This is a genomic window from Flintibacter sp. HCN-6482 (genome assembly GCF_037892565.1).
GTDB classification, from domain to species: domain Bacteria; phylum Bacillota; class Clostridia; order Oscillospirales; family Oscillospiraceae; genus Lawsonibacter; species Lawsonibacter aceti.
This window is the reverse complement of the sequence record NZ_JBBKBK010000002.1, coordinates 675,892-693,799: the sequence shown is the minus strand read 5'-3', so window position 1 is coordinate 693,799 and position 17,908 is coordinate 675,892. Positions and strand designations below refer to the sequence as shown.

Here is a 17,908-nt window from a genome sequence, read left to right as displayed (position 1 = left end):
CAGTTATGCTTGAGTTGCGACCTGTATCTTTGAATGAGGCGAATACTTTTGTGGCAGAACATCACCGCCACCACAAGCCAGTGCGTGGACACAAGTTTTCCCTGGGCTGTATGGTAGGTGACCATCTTGTGGGTGTCGCCATCATTGGGCGGCCGGTCAGCCGCTATCTGGACGATGGGATGACCCTGGAGGTAAACCGGCTTTGCACGGATGGGACACGAAATGCTTGCAGTTTTCTTTATGGGGCAGCGGCACGAGCAGCCAAGACAATGGGATACAAAAAAATCCTCACTTACATTTTGGATACGGAAAGTGGAGCCAGCCTTCGGGCGGCAGGTTGGCAATGCGCTGGTTTGGCTGGTGGCAAAATGTGGACTGGCAAACGGCGACCTGCGGAACCTTTGTATCCAGCACAAATGAAATACCGATACGAAAAGGAGTTGAGTGGGAGGTGAAATACACATCAATATGGTTTCCTATGGGGGCGGCGCCAACAGCACCGCCCTTCTGATCGGGCTGCACCAGCACCGTATCCCGGTGGACCTGATCCTCTTTGCGGATACGGGGGCGGAGCATCCCCACACCTACGCCTATCTGGAGGTGATGGATGACTGGCTGAAGGACCACGGGATGCCGCCCATTACCAGAGTGTATAAGACCACCCGTGACGGGAAACGGCTGACGCTGGAGGATGAATGTCTGCAAAGTTGCAGCCTTCCATCCATTGCTTACGGCTTCAAGCGGTGTTCCCTGAAACACAAGATCGGGCCGCAGGAAAAGTTCTGCAACCATTATCCACCATGCCGCCGAACCTGGGAGGCGGGCAAACGGGTGGTCAAATTCATCGGCTACGACGCGGGCGAGGGCTACCGCAGCGACAAGGTGCTGCTGGGCGACCTGGCCGACCGAAAATACAGCAAGTGGTATCCCCTGATGGAATGGGGATGGACGCGGGACGATTGCATCCGGCAGATCGAGGCGGCAGGGCTGCCCCAGCCGGGAAAATCGTCCTGTTTTTTCTGTCCCAGCATGAAACCCGACGAGATCACCGCCCTGCGGGAGCAGCATCCCGATTTGTTTCGCCGCGCCCTGGCGTTGGAGGACAACGCCAGGCAAAATCTGAAAACGGTCAAGGGCCTGGGGCGGAACTATTCCTGGAGAGAACGATTTGGAAAGGAGTTTTGCACACATGGCAACGGTTGAAAAAATCCGCAAGGACATCGAAAAGACGAAGGAGAAGATTTCCGTCCAGCAGAAGCGCCTTCGGGAACTGGAGGCGCAGCTCACCGAGGAAGAAAACCTGGAGATCGTCCGCATGGTCAAGGCGGTGCGCATGGACAACAAGGAGCTGACCGCCTTCCTGAAGGCCTACGCCAGCGGCCTTATCACCCTGCCCGACGGGATGATGGAGGCGGAAGCAGCGGCGGACCCTGACGACGAGGATATGGAGGACAGCGACCATGAAGAATAAGAAAGTGATCCGGCTGTTTACGGCGATGCTGGCGGTGGTCCTGTGCATGACCGCTTTCTCCGTCACCGCCTTTGCGGGCGGCGGGGATGGCGACTATTACACCGGGGAGCCCGCCGAGACGACGCCGGACCCCACCGAGGAACCCGCCACCGGGGGCGTGGAGCCGGAAGGCCAGCCCCTTACCCCGGAAGGCAACGCTACGCTGGTGGACGATTATTACGGCGACAAACAGCTTATCACCGTGACCACGAAAGCGGGCAACTATTTTTACATCCTGATCGACCGGGCCAACGAGGACAAGGAAACGGCCGTTCACTTCTTGAACCAGGTGGACGAAGCCGACCTGATGGCGCTGATGGAAGATGGACAGGCGGAGGAAAAGCCCGCTGCTTGTACCTGCGCTGAGAAGTGCCAGGCCGGTGCGGTGAATACCGCCTGTCCGGTCTGTTCGGTGAATATGAGCGAGTGCGCTGGGAAAGCGCCGGAGGTGGAGCCGGAGCCCGAACCGGAGCCGGAGAAGGAGTCCGGCAGCGGCGGAGCCCTGGTGCTGATCCTGCTGCTGGCGGCCCTGGGCGGCGGCGGAGCCTTCGCCTACATCAAGTTCATCAAGCCCAAGCAGGGCGCAAAGGTCAGCGCCGATCCGGACGACTATGAGTTCGAGGACGAGGAATACGAAAACGAGGACGATCCTGAACAGAAAGAACAGGAGGACCAGAATTGAGCAAATTGGTGATCTGCGAAAAACCGAGTGTAGCAAAGAGTATCGCGTCGGCCCTGGGTGTCACATCCAGGGCCGATGGCTATTTTGAGGGCGGCGGCTGGCTGATTTCCTGGTGCATCGGGCATCTGGTGGGGCTGGCGGACGCGGCCGCCTATGATGACCGCTACAAAAAGTGGCGGTATGAGGACCTGCCCATCCTGCCCGACCCATTCCGCTATGTGGTGTCCGAGGAAAAGGCTGCACAGTTCCATATCTTGCAATCGCTGATGGAACGCCCCGATGTGACGGAGCTGGTCAACGCCTGCGACGCGGGGCGCGAAGGTGAATTGATTTTCCGGCTGGTCTATGAGGCCGCCGGATGTTCCAAGCCTTTCTCCCGCCTCTGGATTTCTTCGATGGAGGACGCGGCAATCCGGGAGGGATTTTCCGACCTGCGCCCCGGCGCGGACTATGACCCGCTGTATCAATCGGCACTTTGCCGCCAAAAGGCGGACTGGCTTGTTGGTATCAATGCCTCACGGCTCTTTTCGGTGTTGTATCATCGAACGTTAAATATTGGGCGGGTGCAGACACCCACCCTGGCGATGCTGGCCGACCGGGACGGTAAGATCGTCCTGTTCCGCAAGGAGAAATATCATCATGTGCGACTGGCGCTGGAGGGAGCCGAGGCGGTCAGCGACCGCATTGTTTCCCCGGAGGACGCCCAGGCCATCCGGGATGCCTGTGATGGTAAAAGAGCAACCTGTATATCCGTGGTGCGGGAGGAAAAGACGGAGAAGCCGCCCAAGCTGTACGACCTGACCACCTTGCAGCGGGAGGCAAACCGGGTGTTCGGCTACACGGCCAAGCAAACCCTGGACTACGCCCAGTCGCTCTATGAAAAGAAGCTGCTGACCTATCCCCGCACGGACAGCCGGTATCTGACGGTTGACATGGCGGAGACCGCCTCCGTGGTCCTGCATCTGGCGGCGCGGGTACCGCCCTTCGACACCTGCCCGGAGTTTTTTCCCGATGTTCTGGCGCTGGTGAACAACAAGGAGGTATCCGATCACCATGCCCTGATTCCCACCCTGGAACTGGAAAAGGCGGATGTCCCTGCGCTGCCTGTGGGCGAGCGCAATATTCTTCTGCTGGTCTGCTGCAAGCTGCTGTGTGCGGCGGCAGAGCCTTTCGTGTATGAGGCGGTCACGGCCACCTTTGACTGCGGCGGACATACCTTCACGGCAAAAGGAAAGCAGGTGCTTTCCCAGGGCTGGCGCGCCATCCAGGAGGTGTTCCGTTCCTCCCTGAAGGAGAAGCCGGAGGATGAAGATGCCGAGGGTGTTCTTCCCGCCTTGACCGAGGGGCAGGTCTTTGAGCCGGTCTCCGCCTCCGTCACCGAGCACTTCACTTCGCCCCCCAAGCCCTACACGGAGGACACCCTTCTGTCGGCCATGGAGAATGCGGGCAAGGAAGATATGCCGGACGAGGCAGAACGCAAGGGCCTGGGCACCCCGGCGACAAGGGCGGCCATCATTGAAAAGCTGGTGTCCGGCGGGTTCGTGGAGCGCAAGGGCAAGAACCTGATCCCTACAAAGGCAGGCGTTAACCTGGTCACGGTGCTGCCGGAGCTGCTGACCTCTCCCAAGCTCACAGCGGATTGGGAGCAGCGGTTGAACGAGGTGGCAAAGGGCCAGGCGTCGCCGGAGGACTTCATGGACGGGATCGAGGCAATGGCGGCGGAGCTGGTGCGGAAATACTCCCACATTTCCGAGGATGGGCAAAAGCTGTTCCAGCCGGAGAAAGAGACGGTGGGCCTCTGCCCCCGCTGCGGCAAGCCGGTCTATGAAGGCAAGAAGAATTTCGCCTGTTCGGACCGGGCCTGCCAGTTTGTCATGTGGAAGAATGACCGTTTCTGGACCAGCCGCCGCAAGGAAATGACCCGGAAGATGGCGGCCGACCTTCTGAAAAAAGGCCACACTTCCGTCAAGGGGATGTGGTCGGAGAAGAAAGGTTCCACCTATGACGCCGTGGTGATCCTGGACGATACCGGCGGCAAGTATGTCAATTTCAAGTTGGAGTTTCCCAAACGAAAGGATGGTGTGCATGGCAAAAAGTAAAACCGAGGTCAACTTCATGGAGCATTTGAAGCCGCTGCTCCCCGCAGGCGGTGACGCAAGCGAACTGGAGGCAGCGGCCCAGGCGCTTGCCGGACTTTCCCCGGAGGCCCGTGACCTCCTGGCCGCTGTCCAGGAGTCTCCCTTCCGACTGACCACCCTGGAGCAGTTCCGGGAGTTTCCCGCGAATACCGAGTATTTCATTCTGGAGCCCAACATCAGCAAGGTGGAGGATGTGGGCTGGCGCTATCTGGCGCAGCATTTGGATGTCCTTCTGCCCCCGGAGCTGCTGGACGCCATTGATCCCGTTCCTTTCGGCAACCACGCCATGCGGGAGGAACAAGGGTGCTTCACCAGTAAAGGGTATCTCACCCTTTCCGGCGACGAGTGGGAGCATGAGCGTCCCAGGGAGAGGCAGACGGAGAAAAAGCCCTCCATCAAGGAGCGGCTGGAGCAGAGCCGGAAGGAATGTGCCAATCAGAGCAAGGCGCAGCCCCATCGGGAAAAGTCTGCGCCGGAACTGTAAGGAGGTGTCGTTATGCCCCATTATGACTATGACAAAGATTATCCCTTTGCCGCTTTCATCACCAACCTGGGCAAATATAACGAGGGCGCCCTTGTGGGCGAATGGGTGAAGTTCCCCACCACGGCGGAGGAACTGAAAAAGGTCTTTGAGCGTATCGGGATCGGTGCGAAGGACGACTTCGGGCAGACCTATGAGGAATGGTTCATCACGGACTACGACTGCTATGTGGACGGCCTCTATGACCTGCTGGGTGAGTATGCAAACCTGGACGAGCTGAACTACCTGGCTTCCAAACTGGATGATATGAGCCAGGATGAATATGAGCGGTTTCAGGCGGCTATGGAGATCGGCGATCACACGGGCAGCATCCAGGAGCTTATCAACCTGACGGAAAACCTGGACTGTTACGATGTTTACCCCGACATCCATGACCACGATGATCTGGGCCGGTATTATATCGAGGAACTGGACGCCATGCAGGTGCCGGAGCATCTGCGCAATTACATCGACTATGAAGCCTACGGGCGGGACATCGCCCTGGAGGAAAGCGGCCAGTTCACCGACCTGGGCTATGTGCGGGATACCGGGGACAGCTTCCATGAGTATTACGATGGTGAGCGCGGTAGCATCCCGGAGGAATACCGGGTAATGACCTTCCAGGATGACATCCCCGAAGAAGAAATTTCGGAATGGGCCATGGACCTTGCCTACGATATGGACGAGTTTTTCCGGCAGCATGATCCGCAGTATGCCGCCGAACACCCGGAGGAACACGCGGCGAAGGAAGAAATCTACGAAAATCTGATGGCCGGGCGTATCTCTGCCCTGGCCGAGAAGCTGGCCGCCCTGGGGCAGACCCAGGAGGACTATCTTCCTTCGGAGATTGAGAAATTCAAGGATGCCACCGGCTATGAGGAATTTCTGGATGTGGACCCGCAGGCGATTCGGGAGGCTATTGAAAACCCGGATCAATCCCATGTGGACGAAATGCTATCCTTTGCGGAGCAGGCAAACCGGGAGTATGAGGCGGAGTTGTACGGCCAGCCAGCAGCGCCCAGCCCAGATGACCGGGAAACCGGCGAGACGGTGCGGACCCCCAGGGGCACCTTCCATGTGACGGATATAAGCCGGGAACAGATGGAGGCGGCTGGATACGGTTTCCACCACGAGTCCGAGGATGGGAAGTATCTCATCATGGCCAACGGCAGCCGTGCCTTTGCCATCCCCAGCGGAGCCGCCCCCGAACATACCGCGCCGGAGAAGCTGACCGTCCTGGTGGTGGAGCCCATGAAGGAACCCTATGTGAAGGAGATCGCCCCCGGACTCCATGCGCTGCAAGCGGAGGTGGGTGGCGATATTGCCGCCTCCTATCCCTTTGACGATCCGGTGGGGCTGGTACTGAACGATGAAGGCAAGCTCATTGGTCTGGACCTGAACCGTTCCCTCCGGGACGAGCATGGGGAGATTTACGACATTGTGGCAGGCACCTTCCTGGTGGTGGGCCTGGGGCCGGAGAGTTTTGCGTCCCTGCCCCCGGACATGATCCAGAAGTACACCGAGCAATTCAAGCGGCCGGAGCTGTTCGCCAGCATCAACGGGCAGATCGTGTCCGTTCCCGTGGAGCCGGAAAACCCGCTACGCACAGCGGAAATGACCCTGGAGGATGACTACGGCATGATCGACGGGATCATCAACAACGGCCACCGTGGTGAGGAATTGGAGAAAGCCCAGGCCGAGGCGCGCAGGACCACGCCGGAGAAAAAGCCTTCCATCCGGGAGCGACTGGAGGACGCAAAACGGGAGTGCGCGGAACGGAAAAGCCTGGACAAGCCTGCCCCGCAGAAGAAGCTCCCGGAGCTGGGCGACTTATGAGCCGGAGCAAGAAATGGCGTCTGGAATGGGCGTTCTTCCTGGGCGAGAACGGCAGACGCCAGTATAACAAGCTATGCAAGGGCTGTGTCCATCCCTGCAAGCAGAGTTTCCGGGCGGTGGTGGTGTCCTGTCCGCACTATCTTTCCAGCCGTTCCAAAAAGTGCGGGAATTAGGGTTCAAAACAGGCGAAGAAACAGCCTGTGGTGGCTTTTCCGTGTAGGGGCAGTATGATTTCCCATGTGGGGCGGCAGGGCGTTTCTGCATAGGAAAAACGCCGGATTTTCACCTTTTATCAAGCAAAATGGGAGCGTCAACATCGGATGCAGTTATCCGAGGTTGGCGCTCCCATTCTTTTTTTGTTCTGGCTGCGTCGCAGTCGATCAGTCATCCTCTAACAGCTTGGAGGGCGGGATTTTCAGCACTTGGGCGATCTTGAACAATGTTTCAAGAGATACGCCACGAACCGTACCTGTTCCTTCTACCTGACCAACGAAGTTGACACTTTTCCCAATCCTCTCCGCAAGGACCTCCTGTGTCAGCCCCGCCTTTTTCCTGTAATATGCGATCTTCAAGCCCAGAGTGATATAGCGTTCTGGAAACTCCGTCTGCATAATATCACCTCCTGATATTATGCTACCAACAAAGCAGGTAAATTATAATTGAAACGAATTAGAGGATTATTTACTTTAAGTCAATGTATGTATATAATGAGAAGTGGATTATTTACTTTGTTGGAGAGGCTGGCTTGAAAATGGCGAAGATAGAACCGTGAACATATTTACCGTTAGTTTTTTTGGACACCGGATCATCCCGGCATTTCGTGAGGCGGAGGATCGTGTGGAGGCGCTGGTTCATGCGCTGCTTTTGGAAAAGGAGTATGTGGAGTTCCTGGTCGGACGGGACGGAGATTTTGACCAGATCGTTTCCTCCGCTGTCAAACGCCAGCAGCGGCTTGTTCGGGATGACAACAGTTCCTTGATTTGGATACTGCCATATCCCACGGCGGAGCTGCGCAACAATATGGAAAACTTTGAAACCTATTATGATGAAATCGAGATATGCGGCAGCGCGGCCAGCAGCCATCCAAAAGGCGCTTTTCAAATTCGCAACCGGCAGATGGTGAAGCGAAGCGATCTCGTTGTATTCTATGTGGACCATACAGGCGGCGGAGCTTATCAGACCATGCGCTATGCGCAGAAAGAAAAAAAGAATATACTAAATCTTGCTGGGGAAGGATACGGAGAAAAAGAATGAGCGCCATCATCTTTCGGTGATGGCGCTCATTTTCAGTAGCAGTAGTAGGCGCTGTGGGAATGTGTGTAAACGGTCAAAGGGGCGGAGCTGTGGGAAACAGTGTTTGCGGGCTGTGGGAAAGCTGGCAGCTTTTCCATCGTGCCGTGAATATCTGTTTTCCATCGGTGAAGCGGCCGTTTTCCACATTTCCATAGTGCTATTCTGGGATATAGGAAGTCCCTCTTGTTATGAACAATCGATAGATGGTCAAGGGAATATACCAGGCAGCCACCAGCAGTCGCCAGACCAGGACGAAACCGCCGATCACTCCGCCAATAATAAAGTTCAGCAGAAACAACGGAAGGGCGGTTCCCAAAGAGCCGCTGGGCACGATCCAGGCAAACATCCGTGGGATACCAAAAGGCAGGCCGCAAAGGATGAACAGCCATACATAGTCGGTGACGCCATCTTTTGTGCAGGCGGATTTGAAAATGCAGTACAGCAAAGCCGCCACCGCCACGGGCAGCACGCTCTTTTTGAAAAACTCTTTGATTACTTCGGATTTCGTCACAGTCAGCACCTCCATTCCTGGTTCCATTATATCAGCCGGATAACCATGCGCCCAGGGGTTTGGCAAAGACTGTAAAAAGCGCCCAATCCCCGTTACTCCAAGTCGTTGCTCCGCTGCCGCTGCTGTTCCTGTTCCTTCGGCCTTTCCAGTAGGGTGTCCACATTCTGGCGGAGGGTGTCATACTCCTTTTCCTCCCGCCGTATCTTCCGAAGTTCCGTTTGCAGGGCGGTCTTGCGGGCGGAGAGTCCGTCCAGTTCTGCTTTCAGCTTATCGGAGGAAGGAAGTTTGGTGAGTCCGGCCTTCTTGATCTCCCTGGCTGCCGCCTCGAATAAGATAATCTCGCTCTCAAAGCCGCGCAGGAATTTTTCCTTGTCCTTTGATGCCTTGTATCGGTCATAGACAGGTTTCAGCTTGCGATAAGTGTCGATCTGCTTTCCCAGAAGGGCAAGGTCGGCAATCCGTTGTTCCGTATCCCGCAGGTTTTCCCTGGTACGGATGGATGCGGCGGCAACGGCGTCGCACCGTTCCACCAATTCCTCATAGCTGCCGATGCCGTGTTCGGTAAGAAAGTTCATGGTGGCGGCCGCCCGTTTCAGATTCTCGATGGTCGCCCATCGCTGGTATCCGGCACTCTGCTGGGCCTTGATATTGTTCTGAATGTCAATGAGCAGGCTGACCTTCCCGCTGCGCTGTTGGGGCTGTCTGGAGGGCCTGGGACCTCCGGCAATGCGGGAGGCAACGGCTTCTTCCGTGTAATCGGCGCCCAGGGTTTTGAGCCGGGTGAACCTCTCCTGGTCCGGCGCCCTGGCGGAGATATACTTTCCCCGCTTGATTTCGTACCCTTCCCGCTGCAACCGGGCAAGCAAATCTTCCAGGCTGGAGGACACGGGGATCAGCCGGTCGATGGCAGCTTTCAGCTTTGCCTTGTAGCTGGTGCCGTTCTGTGCGGCCTGATGCTCAATGTAGCTCTTACCCTTATCCCGGCCAGGGACGATGACGGACAAGCCGTGTTCTTTGCACAGCCGGTCGCTGGCCCGGCGTATCTCGTGATAGCTGCGCTTGTTGGAATGGTAGTGCTTGTGGTCGGTGAAGCTGACCGCATTGAAAATCAAATGATTATGGACGTGGTCCTTGTCAATGTGAGTGGTGAGGACAAATTCATATTTGCCGCCCAGGACCTCCCGTGCCAGTTCCATGCCGATCCGGTGGGCTTCCTCTGGCATGACCTCCCCAGGTTCAAAGGCTTGGATCAGGTGACGGCCCAGGTGTGTGCCCTTGTCGATGGAATGGCGGCGTGTCCATTCAAATTCAATGTCGGCGGTCTCGGCGGCGCAGCCGAAGGAGGACACCAACAGCTTCCCATCCGTCTTGTCAGGATTGCAGATATAGTCAATCGCAGCTTTCAGCGTTGACTTAATAGGATGCGTCTTTGTAACTGCCATATCTGATCCAGCCTTTCCCGGATTTCCTCCATGTCGGCCTGATAGGTGGGGCCTCCGGCGTTGACCCGCTTGGCAATCTGATTGATGTTCCGGCCAATGGCGGACAGAAGTTTGTTCATCTCCTTAATGTCCCTGGTGTCCACCTGGATGATATATCCGTCAATCGCCATCTTCCGCAGGTAGGCGCCGATCCGCTTTGTCTGGAGCTGGGCCATCTTCTGTTCCATCAGTTCCTTTTCCTCGGCGGTCACATAGAACTTCACCTGGATATTTCGTTTTCGGTTTGCCATCGTGGTATCTCGCCTCTTTTCGTATCAGGGTTTGGGATGTTCCCAACATGCATTTTTCGGGTTTAGGGGGAGGGTTCCCTAAAGCCAAAAATCGCAAGCGGGTACTCGCTTGCTGTGCTTGCTATCTACTCCATACCCTCACAGAAAGGAGGTATTTGTTGCGTGTTTCCTTGATTTTGGACACTAAAAAAAGATTGCAGCGCATGGCGGCTGCAATCTCCCAATTTCCTATATTGTGAGGTTAGTCCTCTGCTTGTTCGACTTCCGTTATCTCCCTTGCCGTTGCGGTTACAATCCGTATGCCTTTATCGCTCATACCGTCCAGCAGCGCGTCAAGCTGCCGCCGCCCGGTGGATTTCTCCGCGTCGCTGTTCGGGAAGAAAAATTGATCGACGGAAATATGATACCGGGTTACAAGGTCATAGAACACCTGTAAACTCGGCTGTTGTCCCTTGTTCTCGATATTCGCAAGGTAGCGCGGGGAAATATATAACTCGTCGCTTACCTTTTTGCGGCTCTCGCCGTATTCATTTCTCGCGGCTTTTATAGCTGCCCCGAAAGCCTTAAAGTCGTACAATGGTACGGGTCTTTTTGCCATTTTCATTCACCCTGTTACATTTTACAGTTCACCTTTCTTTTTGGATATGTCCACACAATTCATATCATTAGGTTAAATACTTCCTGTTGTGTATTGACAGTAGACTGATTTTCTGATAAAATAAAATTTATGTAAAAGGAGGCGGCGTTTATGTTGCATAGCATGCGTATTAGATAAGCATTGAAAAAAAGGATTTTCCCATTTTCAACATGGGCTTTTTTGTCATGCTTATTTTGCGGATGCTATACAAAAAACTAACGACGTATAGATATAGTATAGACATAGTGCAAGCTATGCCTTAGTTTTGTTGTACTGCTCTGTGCATTATAAATGCAGGTCAATGCTCATGTTGAGGATTGACCTGCATTTTTTTGTGTAAAAAGGACGAGTGAAATATAATGCTTAAAAAATATTGGATAAAATGTCCGATTTGTAACGGAAAGACGAGAGTTCAAGTATTTCATAATACTGTATTAAAAGATTTTCCTCTTTTCTGCCCTAAATGCAAATTGACGCATATCATTGATGTAGAAAAATTAGAGATTGTAATCAAAAATACAGAAAAACAAACTTTTATTATTTAGAAGAAAGGATATAAAAATGAAACGTTTACCTAAATATACGCCTGCGGAAGTACGGAATGATCCATACGGATTTACTTACAAAGAAATGTCGGAAGTTATTGGCGAGAATGAAGCAAAAGCCTTATATGAAGAATTATATAAGCAATTACCACGCAAAAAAAATCTATCAATGTTGGTAAAAAATATTTGCAAAAGCAGTGATACTGAAAAGTATGTTTACGAACTGAAAGACAACAAATACATTGAAACGGTTTTTATCAAGCGGCGAGATGGTGGAACTGTTTGCGTGAGCACACAAGTCGGTTGTCCTGTTGGTTGTATTTTTTGTGAGTCCGGGCGAAATGGCTTTGTTCGTAATCTAACATCGTCAGAAATCGTACAACAGATTATATTGTTGCGTCGAAAAGTAAACCGTATCGTTTTTATGGGTATGGGAGAGCCTTTATTCAATTATGACAACTTGATAAAAGCAATCCATATTCTCCGAGATAGATATGGGCTCAACTTTCCAACCGACGGCATTACCATATCAACAGTTGGTCCGGTCGATCAATTAAAAAAATTGCGCGAGGAACATCTTAAAATTCAGTTGACAATATCTTTACACGCAGCAACACAATCTGCAAGAAATCGTATTATTCCTCACATGCGCATATATGCTATTGAAGATGTTGTTAAGCAAGCCTTATCCTATTCTGAAAGGCATAATCGCAAAATTGTCTTTGCGTATTTGCTTTTACCGGGTATAAATGACCGGCCCTCAGATGTAAGACAACTTGCAAAATGGTTTCGGGGCAAAAAAGTTATGATTAACGTGTTACAATACAACCCAACAAGCAATTCAAGAATTAAAGCACCACAGAAACGGGAAATAGTTGCATTCAAACATCAATTAGAGCAAGCAGGACTTGAAGTTACTATGAGAGTTTCTCATGGCAGAGAGATTAACGCGGCTTGTGGACAGTTAGCTAACACATATAATAAATTCAAAAAAAAATGATTAAAAGTGCCAGACGCATAGACGCAGAGCCGATAACGCATTAGGTCAAAAAACCTATGTGTTATCGGCTTTTTTATTTAATATTGCGCAAAAGCCGCTGTTCCCTATTATAGAATGGATTGCGGGTAGTGTATTAAAGTCGCCCTTTTTTAAGGATACGGCGGTATCGGGGAGGTATCGCCGTGTCCATTTTTATTTACTGTAACCCGCCTAATGCTTTGCGGTCAAAAAAAGCTATGCTCCGCAAGCGGGATATTCCGGCTATGAATGTGAACTGTCAATACATTTAGCTACTGCTTACATTTCCTTTGCGCCCGTCCGCGTCTTGCGGACGGGCGCATTTTGCTTTTTTCAACTTTTTTCTGAAAAGCGCACTCAAGAGCCATCTCCCGAACGGGTACGGAGCGAAAGGGGCAGAGAGGACAAGCCCTTAACTCCCGTCCTCTACTCCACGCGGGAAGGAGGTGAACTCTATGGAGCTATCTTCTTCCGACAAGGAAAGAATACAACATCAGTACGACGCATTAGCAAAGAAAACTTTGGTCGGCGAAGCGAAAAGCCACCGCCGCACTCTTGCGAAACGCGCAGCACGCGAAGTTACTTTTTCGGATTTGAGCGAAAGCGAACTCGCGCAGCTTTTCACAACGGACGAATACGAAAGCGATTATTTCCGTTTTCAAGTGTCCGGCTTTGATGTACTCGTCAAAAATGAACTGCTTGCCGAAGCCCTTAACGCTTTGCCCGAAAGGAAACGCGACATTATCCTTTTGTCCTACTTCTTGGATATGAGCGACGCGGAAATTGGCGAACTGCTGAATGTTGTACGCACGACGGTTTTCCGGCACAGGAAATCCGCGCTTGCGAAAATCAAACAGTATTTGGAGGGAAAAGCAGATGATGAATACCGTTAGGAAGTCTGAAAATCTGTTGCCGTTCCCTGTCATTTCCGCAGCGGCAAACGGCGACACAACCGCCATGTGCGCGATCTTGAAGCACTACGAGGGTTACATAGCGAAACTTTGTACCCGCACGCTGAAAGACGACGCGGGCAATACCTATTCCTATGTGGACGAGGAAATGCGTAACAGGCTGCAAGTGCGCCTTATTACCCGCACCCTTGCTTTTCATGTAGGATAATCTTTTAGCCCATGCGGGGAGCGTGTCCCCTTTCCACGCTTCCCGTTATGGGCTATTTGTCGTTCCGCAAAAGCATATCGGAAGCGGTATGCTTTTACAGGCTGACAAAGCCTTATTGTCCCTTGACAAAGAAAGCCTTCGGGCAGCATAAGGCAGACGGATACGATCTGTCTGTATGGAGCCGGTCGGCCGGTGCGCCATGACCCTGTTGCAAGTCCGCAGGACGGGACCCCTACCAAACAGGTGAGCGACAAAACCAGGCCGCGAAACAGGTGTGGCGGCCTGTGGGCGAGGATGCACAGACAGGATAATGAGACTCCCGCGTTGAACGCCCTCAAAGCATTGCGCGGCGCACCCATCAGTATGGGCCGGGGTGAGATTCCCGTGGAGCTGCAACCGAAGGAAGTGCCTTTGGCCGGCCAGCAGCCGTCCGTTTTTTGCCTCTTTCGTTTTCGACTATACGCAAATGAAAGGGGATTATTATGCAAGATCGTAATTCTGTTTCAATCGGTAAAAAGCCGCAGGAAAACCCTTTGAAAGAAAAAACGACCTATCGCTTCGGCAATAGGTCGTTTGTCGTAGAGTCTGTTTTCAAAGAGGAAAGCCCGGATACCTTGGGCAGTGTCCTCCTTCGATTGATGAAGGCCGAAAATGAGAAAATGTAAACTTTCCATACTCGGCTGACACGGGCAGAGGACAGCGGTATAATTGTATAGGGAATACAAGATATGCGCTGTTCGGCTGTCCAGAAAGGAGGACTTATGAGACAGTCGAATAACAAAAAATCCCGTGATGTGACCGCTTTCCTCTACGAGCGGCTTTCCCGTGACGATAATCTGGAAGGTGAGAGTTACAGCATCGGAAATCAAAAAAAGCTGCTAACCAAAGTGGCGAAAGAGAAAGGCTACACCAACCTGGTCCATTTCCTGGACGATGGCATTTCCGGCGTCACGATGGACCGCCCTGGTTTTGTGGAGATGATCCAGCAACTTGAGCAGGGACGGGCCGCCGCAGTATTTGTCAAAGACCTTTCCCGCCTGGGCCGTAACTACATCGAGGTCGGCAGGCTGACCGAGGAATTTTTCCCGGAGCATGACATTCGCCTGGTGGCGGTATCCGATAACATCGACACCGCCGAAGGTGAGAATGAGTTAGCGCCGATCCGCAACCTGTTCAATGAGTGGTATGCCCGCGACATCAGCAAGAAGCGGCGTATCAGCAACAAGATCAAGGGAAATGCGGGCGAGCCGATGGGTCAGCCTCCCTACGGATACATCAAAGACCCCAACAATCCGAAACGATGGATCGTAGATGACGAAGCCGCCCAAGTGGTTCGACGGATTTACAGCATGACCCTGGAGGGCTACGGGACGGAACAGATTGCAGCCCAGCTTGAAAAGGACGAAATCCTTACCCCGCGTGCCTATTGGCTAAAGAAGGGTATCAAGCGGCCCGGAAAGGGCAAGCAGCAGCCCGCTACTAAGTGGAACAGTTCCACCGTGACCAAAATTCTGTCTTTGCAGGAGTATTGCGGCGACATTCTCAACTTCAAGACCTATTCTAAATCCTACAAGAACAAAAAGAGGTTGGAGAATGACCGTGAAAATTGGGTCATCTTCAAGGACGTCCACGAGCCGATTATCGAGCGGTCCGTATTTGAGCAGGTGCAACAGAAGCGGGGAAAAATCCGCAAGCGTCGCACCAACGAAGGCGAGCACAACATGTTCTCTGGTCTGCTGGTCTGTGCCGACTGCGGCAGCAATCTTCACTTCCACTTCAATCAGGGAAACCCAGAGATCAAGTATTTCAACTGCTCCAACTATAAGGGCAACCGTGGGAGCTGTACTTCTACCCACTATGTCCGAGTAGATTTTCTGGAACAGGTGGTGCTTGGTGAAATCCGGCGCCTGACGAAGTTCGCCAGCCTCTATGAGGACGAATTTCTGAAAGCGGTGATCGGACACTCCCAGCAAGCGGCAGAGACCGACCGCAAGCTGAAGGAGAAGGAATTGAAAGCCCTGCTTGCCCGTGACGAGGAACTGGACGGGCTGTTTGAACGCATCTATGAGGACAATGTTTCCGGCAAGCTCTCCGATGACCGTTTTGCGAAAATGTCCGGACGGTATGAGGACGAGCAAAAGGAACTGGCGGAGAAAATCAAAAAGCTCCGCTCCGAAATCGAGAAGCAGAGCAGCCAGGCTATGACCACGGATATGTTCATCTCTTTGGTGCGAAAGTACACCCGTGCACGCAAGCTCACGCCCCGGATGCTCAACGAGTTGGTTGAGAAGATCGAAGTTTACAATGCGGAGAAAATTGATGGTGTATGGGAGCAGCGGCTTCGCATCCATTATAACTGCGTGGGAGAAATCACAATCCCTAAAATGCTGCCCCTGCCCATCCCTGATGTGACCGTCAATACCCGAAAGGGCGTGTTCGTCAACTACATCCCAGCCGAAATCGCCGGATGAAAACAACAAAAAAAGACGAGTGTTCTTACAGCTTTTCAAATGCTATAAGAACACTCGCCATGGTCCGAGTGGCGGGATTTGAACCCACGGTCTCTTGGACCCGAACCAAGCGCGATACCAAGCTTCGCCACACCCGGAGTTCTAACTGCTATATTATAAAATCTTTCATCAAAGATGTCAAGTGTAATATCCAAAACCGCTTCAGAATAGACTGACCTATCACCGATATCTGAAAAGGGAGGGGCCAGGATGTATCGCGCCGCACACACTGCCCGAAAAAATATCCATTTCTCACCTACCGGAGCAGGCCGGCATAGTAGAGGATCCAGCAGCCAGGAGAGGACACGTCTACGTCAGCTGTTGGTCTGTGTCGTCCTATTCCTAACCGTATTTTTAGGGAAGGGAATTTTCCCAGCCAAACTGCTTCAGGTGCGGGACGATATCGTTCAGCTTATCACCTATAATATAGATTTTAAAGCTGCTTTTTCCAAACTTGGTACCACGATTGGGGGGGAAGGCACGCTGCTGGACCAACTTGGTGAATTTTGCGTAGAAGTATTCGGCGGTTCTTCTAGTTCCGACGTAGATCCACAGCAGGCAGGAAATTTGTATGATTCCTCCCAATCAAAGATTGTGCTCCTGACAGGGGGCAGACAGGATCCGGAGGAATTGACCCAGAACCTATTTTCCTCCGATCTCCCAAAGCTGGATATTTCCTTTGATACGGAGCCTGTGGAACAGTCGGAGCAGCCAGCGGCAGTGGAGGAGCCAGCCGTGGTGCCGGCCGCGGGTACGCTGCTCCTCAAATCTGATTATAGTGGGAAGGAACTGCCCAATAATTATACCATGGATAAGCTCTCACTGGGAGATCTCGAAACAGTCACCCCTGTTCTTGGCCATTTAAATTCTGTCTATGGATACCGGGACCACCCTATTAATGGTGTGTATCAGTTTCACGGCGGCGTGGATATTGGTGGACAGACAGGCGATCCGATCAGCGCCTTTGCCACCGGCACGGTGGAGTATGTCGGCCAAGACGACTCCTATGGGCTCTATCTCCAACTGGACCATGGAAATGGCGTCAAATCATTCTATGCTCATTGTAACAAGGTCTGTGTCAGTAAGGGACAGTCTGTGGCTGTGGGGGAGAAGATTGCGGAGGTGGGCTCATCCGGTGCCGCCACTGGGCCACACCTGCATTTGGAACTTAAATTCAATAAAACTCATCTGGATCCAATTTACTATATCCAGGTCCTGGAAAACTAATGCGCATTGGAAAGTTGGAAGTAACAGCGCCCTTTTTCCTCATGTTGGCGTGGCTCAACTACCTGGACCGGCAGGGGCTGGTCCCGCTGTGCGTGTTGGCCTGCTGTTTCCATGAGCTGGGGCATCTCCTGTCGATACGGCTGTTGAGTGGAGATATCAAGCTAATCCGCCTTACAGCTGTTGGAGCGGAAATGGTACTGTGTAGGCCGATGGGATATGGCCAGGAGATGGTGGCGGCTCTAGCGGGACCGGGCGTGAATCTGCTGCTGGCTGTCCTCTGCTGCCGCTGGAGCTGGGGAACACTTTTCGCCGGGTTGAATCTGGCTCTAGGCTGTTTTAATCTTTTGCCGGTCGGGAGGCTGGACGGCGGCCGTTTTTTACATGGATTGCTGGCTGTCTTTTGTGGCCTGAATGTGGCAGAGCAAATTGGAGCCTTGCTGGACGGATGTCTGGTAGGCTCGCTGCTTCTGGCGGGGGCGCTGCTGGCCTGGAAAAACGGAAATATCACCCTGTTATCTGTTGGGCTGTGGCTGCTGGCTGTTTTTTCCAAAGGAAAAAAGAGGGGAAATAGGGCTTGCCTTATAGATAAGAAAAAGGTAAAATTATATTGATTCGCTCCTAGGCGTTTCA

Annotated in this window: 22 protein-coding genes and 1 tRNA gene; 17 read left to right on the top strand and 6 right to left on the bottom strand. The window is 52.8% G+C overall.

All coding sequences use genetic code 11. The annotated features are described in order from the left end of the window. Positions 1 to 5: 5 nt before the first annotated feature. Genes WKS99_RS08405 through WKS99_RS08370 form a run of 8 tightly spaced genes read left to right on the top strand, consistent with a single transcriptional unit; the run spans position 6 to position 6,859 of the window. The gene (locus tag WKS99_RS08405) at positions 6 to 455 is read left to right on the top strand and encodes an XF1762 family protein (RefSeq protein WP_340405735.1); all 450 of its coding nucleotides are present in this window, start codon (positions 6 to 8) and stop codon (positions 453 to 455) included. A gap of 7 nt (positions 456 to 462) precedes the next feature. After that, a complete protein-coding gene (locus WKS99_RS08400) occupies positions 463 to 1,203 on the top strand; it encodes a phosphoadenosine phosphosulfate reductase (RefSeq protein WP_340405809.1) in 741 nt (246 codons plus the stop codon). Next, a complete protein-coding gene (locus WKS99_RS08395; RefSeq protein ID WP_340405734.1) occupies positions 1,190 to 1,471 on the top strand; it encodes a DUF4315 family protein in 282 nt (93 codons plus the stop codon). The genes WKS99_RS08400 and WKS99_RS08395 overlap by 14 nt, the downstream gene beginning before the upstream one ends. Then, positions 1,461 to 2,192 (top strand): DUF4366 domain-containing protein, encoded by a 732-nt coding sequence (locus WKS99_RS08390; protein ID WP_340405733.1) that lies wholly within the window; start codon positions 1,461 to 1,463, stop codon positions 2,190 to 2,192. Before WKS99_RS08395 ends, WKS99_RS08390 begins: the two co-directional genes overlap by 11 nt. Beyond that, entirely contained in the window at positions 2,189 to 4,291 is a 2,103-nt protein-coding gene (locus WKS99_RS08385) for a DNA topoisomerase 3 (RefSeq protein WP_340405732.1), read from the top strand. Before WKS99_RS08390 ends, WKS99_RS08385 begins: the two co-directional genes overlap by 4 nt. Beyond that, positions 4,278 to 4,814, top strand: coding sequence for a hypothetical protein (locus WKS99_RS08380; protein WP_340405731.1), 537 nt, complete (start codon positions 4,278 to 4,280; stop codon positions 4,812 to 4,814). The genes WKS99_RS08385 and WKS99_RS08380 overlap by 14 nt, the downstream gene beginning before the upstream one ends. A gap of 12 nt (positions 4,815 to 4,826) precedes the next feature. Next, positions 4,827 to 6,686, top strand: coding sequence for an antirestriction protein ArdA (locus tag WKS99_RS08375; protein ID WP_340405730.1), 1,860 nt, complete (start codon positions 4,827 to 4,829; stop codon positions 6,684 to 6,686). Further along, entirely contained in the window at positions 6,683 to 6,859 is a 177-nt protein-coding gene (locus WKS99_RS08370; RefSeq protein ID WP_340405729.1) for a hypothetical protein, read from the top strand. The genes WKS99_RS08375 and WKS99_RS08370 overlap by 4 nt, the downstream gene beginning before the upstream one ends. A 207-nt stretch (positions 6,860 to 7,066) precedes the next feature. Here the strand turns inward: WKS99_RS08370 and WKS99_RS08365 are convergent, their stop codons facing one another. Continuing rightward, positions 7,067 to 7,297, bottom strand: a complete 231-nt coding sequence (locus WKS99_RS08365; RefSeq protein WP_333635383.1) for a helix-turn-helix domain-containing protein — start codon at positions 7,295 to 7,297, stop codon at positions 7,067 to 7,069. 103 nt (positions 7,298 to 7,400) lie between these two features. Between WKS99_RS08365 and WKS99_RS08360 the strand changes: the two genes are divergently transcribed. Continuing rightward, on the top strand, positions 7,401 to 7,940 hold the full coding sequence (locus tag WKS99_RS08360; protein WP_340405728.1) for a hypothetical protein: 540 nt from the start codon (positions 7,401 to 7,403) through the stop codon (positions 7,938 to 7,940). Positions 7,941 to 8,136: 196 nt separating this feature from the next. Here WKS99_RS08360 and WKS99_RS08355 read toward each other — a convergent pair whose 3' ends face one another. The 4 genes from WKS99_RS08355 to WKS99_RS08340 all read right to left on the bottom strand — a co-directional run bounded on the left by WKS99_RS08355 (position 8,137) and on the right by WKS99_RS08340 (position 10,820). After that, entirely contained in the window at positions 8,137 to 8,490 is a 354-nt protein-coding gene (locus tag WKS99_RS08355; RefSeq protein WP_340405727.1) for a DUF6050 family protein, read from the bottom strand. A gap of 92 nt (positions 8,491 to 8,582) precedes the next feature. Continuing rightward, a complete protein-coding gene (locus tag WKS99_RS08350; protein ID WP_340405726.1) occupies positions 8,583 to 9,932 on the bottom strand; it encodes a relaxase/mobilization nuclease domain-containing protein in 1,350 nt (449 codons plus the stop codon). Beyond that, positions 9,893 to 10,222: a plasmid mobilization protein gene (locus tag WKS99_RS08345; protein WP_117515670.1), complete on the bottom strand. Its 330-nt coding sequence runs from the start codon at positions 10,220 to 10,222 to the stop codon at positions 9,893 to 9,895. The genes WKS99_RS08350 and WKS99_RS08345 overlap by 40 nt, the downstream gene beginning before the upstream one ends. A gap of 241 nt (positions 10,223 to 10,463) precedes the next feature. Beyond that, on the bottom strand, positions 10,464 to 10,820 hold the full coding sequence (locus WKS99_RS08340) for a helix-turn-helix transcriptional regulator (RefSeq protein ID WP_340405725.1): 357 nt from the start codon (positions 10,818 to 10,820) through the stop codon (positions 10,464 to 10,466). 398 nt (positions 10,821 to 11,218) lie between these two features. On the opposite strand from WKS99_RS08340, the gene WKS99_RS08335 reads away from it, so the two are divergent. The 6 genes from WKS99_RS08335 (at position 11,219) to WKS99_RS08310 (ending at position 16,012) form a co-directional block, all read left to right on the top strand. Continuing rightward, complete coding sequence (locus tag WKS99_RS08335; RefSeq protein ID WP_003431289.1) at positions 11,219 to 11,404, top strand: cysteine-rich KTR domain-containing protein; 186 nt, start codon at positions 11,219 to 11,221, stop codon at positions 11,402 to 11,404. A gap of 16 nt (positions 11,405 to 11,420) precedes the next feature. Further along, positions 11,421 to 12,404 carry a 23S rRNA (adenine(2503)-C(2))-methyltransferase RlmN gene (rlmN, locus tag WKS99_RS08330; protein ID WP_002584956.1) on the top strand — a complete coding sequence of 328 codons (984 nt, stop codon included), beginning with the start codon at positions 11,421 to 11,423 and terminating at the stop codon, positions 12,402 to 12,404. A 473-nt stretch (positions 12,405 to 12,877) separates the two neighbouring features. Then, a complete protein-coding gene (locus WKS99_RS08325; protein WP_002604474.1) occupies positions 12,878 to 13,315 on the top strand; it encodes a sigma-70 family RNA polymerase sigma factor in 438 nt (145 codons plus the stop codon). Further along, on the top strand, positions 13,299 to 13,541 hold the full coding sequence (locus tag WKS99_RS08320; protein ID WP_002604473.1) for a helix-turn-helix domain-containing protein: 243 nt from the start codon (positions 13,299 to 13,301) through the stop codon (positions 13,539 to 13,541). Before WKS99_RS08325 ends, WKS99_RS08320 begins: the two co-directional genes overlap by 17 nt. Positions 13,542 to 14,023: 482 nt before the next feature. Beyond that, positions 14,024 to 14,206, top strand: a complete 183-nt coding sequence (locus WKS99_RS08315) for a hypothetical protein (protein ID WP_340405724.1) — start codon at positions 14,024 to 14,026, stop codon at positions 14,204 to 14,206. Between the two features lie 96 nt (positions 14,207 to 14,302). Next, on the top strand, positions 14,303 to 16,012 hold the full coding sequence (locus tag WKS99_RS08310; RefSeq protein ID WP_333635430.1) for a recombinase family protein: 1,710 nt from the start codon (positions 14,303 to 14,305) through the stop codon (positions 16,010 to 16,012). Positions 16,013 to 16,072: 60 nt separating this feature from the next. Here WKS99_RS08310 and WKS99_RS08305 read toward each other — a convergent pair. Continuing rightward, positions 16,073 to 16,149, bottom strand: a tRNA-Pro gene (locus WKS99_RS08305). 112 nt (positions 16,150 to 16,261) lie between these two features. Here WKS99_RS08305 and WKS99_RS08300 point away from each other — a divergent pair. Then, entirely contained in the window at positions 16,262 to 17,278 is a 1,017-nt protein-coding gene (locus WKS99_RS08300; protein WP_340405723.1) for a M23 family metallopeptidase, read from the top strand. Beyond that, the gene (locus WKS99_RS08295; protein ID WP_340405722.1) at positions 17,278 to 17,889 is read left to right on the top strand and encodes a peptidase M50; all 612 of its coding nucleotides are present in this window, start codon (positions 17,278 to 17,280) and stop codon (positions 17,887 to 17,889) included. Before WKS99_RS08300 ends, WKS99_RS08295 begins: the two co-directional genes overlap by 1 nt. Positions 17,890 to 17,908: the final 19 nt, after the last annotated feature.

Coding starts and splice junctions, on each gene's coding strand:
- WKS99_RS08315 (WP_340405724.1), top strand. CDS start 14,024: ATGCAAGATCGTAATTCTGTTTCAATCGGTAAAAAGCCGCAGGAAAAC.
- WKS99_RS08335 (WP_003431289.1), top strand. CDS start 11,219: ATGCTTAAAAAATATTGGATAAAATGTCCGATTTGTAACGGAAAGACG.
- WKS99_RS08295 (WP_340405722.1), top strand. CDS start 17,278: ATGCGCATTGGAAAGTTGGAAGTAACAGCGCCCTTTTTCCTCATGTTG.
- WKS99_RS08365 (WP_333635383.1), bottom strand. CDS start 7,297: ATGCAGACGGAGTTTCCAGAACGCTATATCACTCTGGGCTTGAAGATC.
- WKS99_RS08390 (WP_340405733.1), top strand. CDS start 1,461: ATGAAGAATAAGAAAGTGATCCGGCTGTTTACGGCGATGCTGGCGGTG.
- WKS99_RS08340 (WP_340405725.1), bottom strand. CDS start 10,820: ATGGCAAAAAGACCCGTACCATTGTACGACTTTAAGGCTTTCGGGGCA.
- WKS99_RS08350 (WP_340405726.1), bottom strand. CDS start 9,932: ATGGCAGTTACAAAGACGCATCCTATTAAGTCAACGCTGAAAGCTGCG.
- WKS99_RS08325 (WP_002604474.1), top strand. CDS start 12,878: ATGGAGCTATCTTCTTCCGACAAGGAAAGAATACAACATCAGTACGAC.
- WKS99_RS08300 (WP_340405723.1), top strand. CDS start 16,262: ATGTATCGCGCCGCACACACTGCCCGAAAAAATATCCATTTCTCACCT.
- WKS99_RS08405 (WP_340405735.1), top strand. CDS start 6: ATGCTTGAGTTGCGACCTGTATCTTTGAATGAGGCGAATACTTTTGTG.
- WKS99_RS08320 (WP_002604473.1), top strand. CDS start 13,299: ATGATGAATACCGTTAGGAAGTCTGAAAATCTGTTGCCGTTCCCTGTC.
- WKS99_RS08380 (WP_340405731.1), top strand. CDS start 4,278: ATGGCAAAAAGTAAAACCGAGGTCAACTTCATGGAGCATTTGAAGCCG.
- WKS99_RS08370 (WP_340405729.1), top strand. CDS start 6,683: ATGAGCCGGAGCAAGAAATGGCGTCTGGAATGGGCGTTCTTCCTGGGC.
- WKS99_RS08345 (WP_117515670.1), bottom strand. CDS start 10,222: ATGGCAAACCGAAAACGAAATATCCAGGTGAAGTTCTATGTGACCGCC.
- WKS99_RS08375 (WP_340405730.1), top strand. CDS start 4,827: ATGCCCCATTATGACTATGACAAAGATTATCCCTTTGCCGCTTTCATC.
- WKS99_RS08395 (WP_340405734.1), top strand. CDS start 1,190: ATGGCAACGGTTGAAAAAATCCGCAAGGACATCGAAAAGACGAAGGAG.
- rlmN (WP_002584956.1), top strand. CDS start 11,421: ATGAAACGTTTACCTAAATATACGCCTGCGGAAGTACGGAATGATCCA.
- WKS99_RS08310 (WP_333635430.1), top strand. CDS start 14,303: ATGAGACAGTCGAATAACAAAAAATCCCGTGATGTGACCGCTTTCCTC.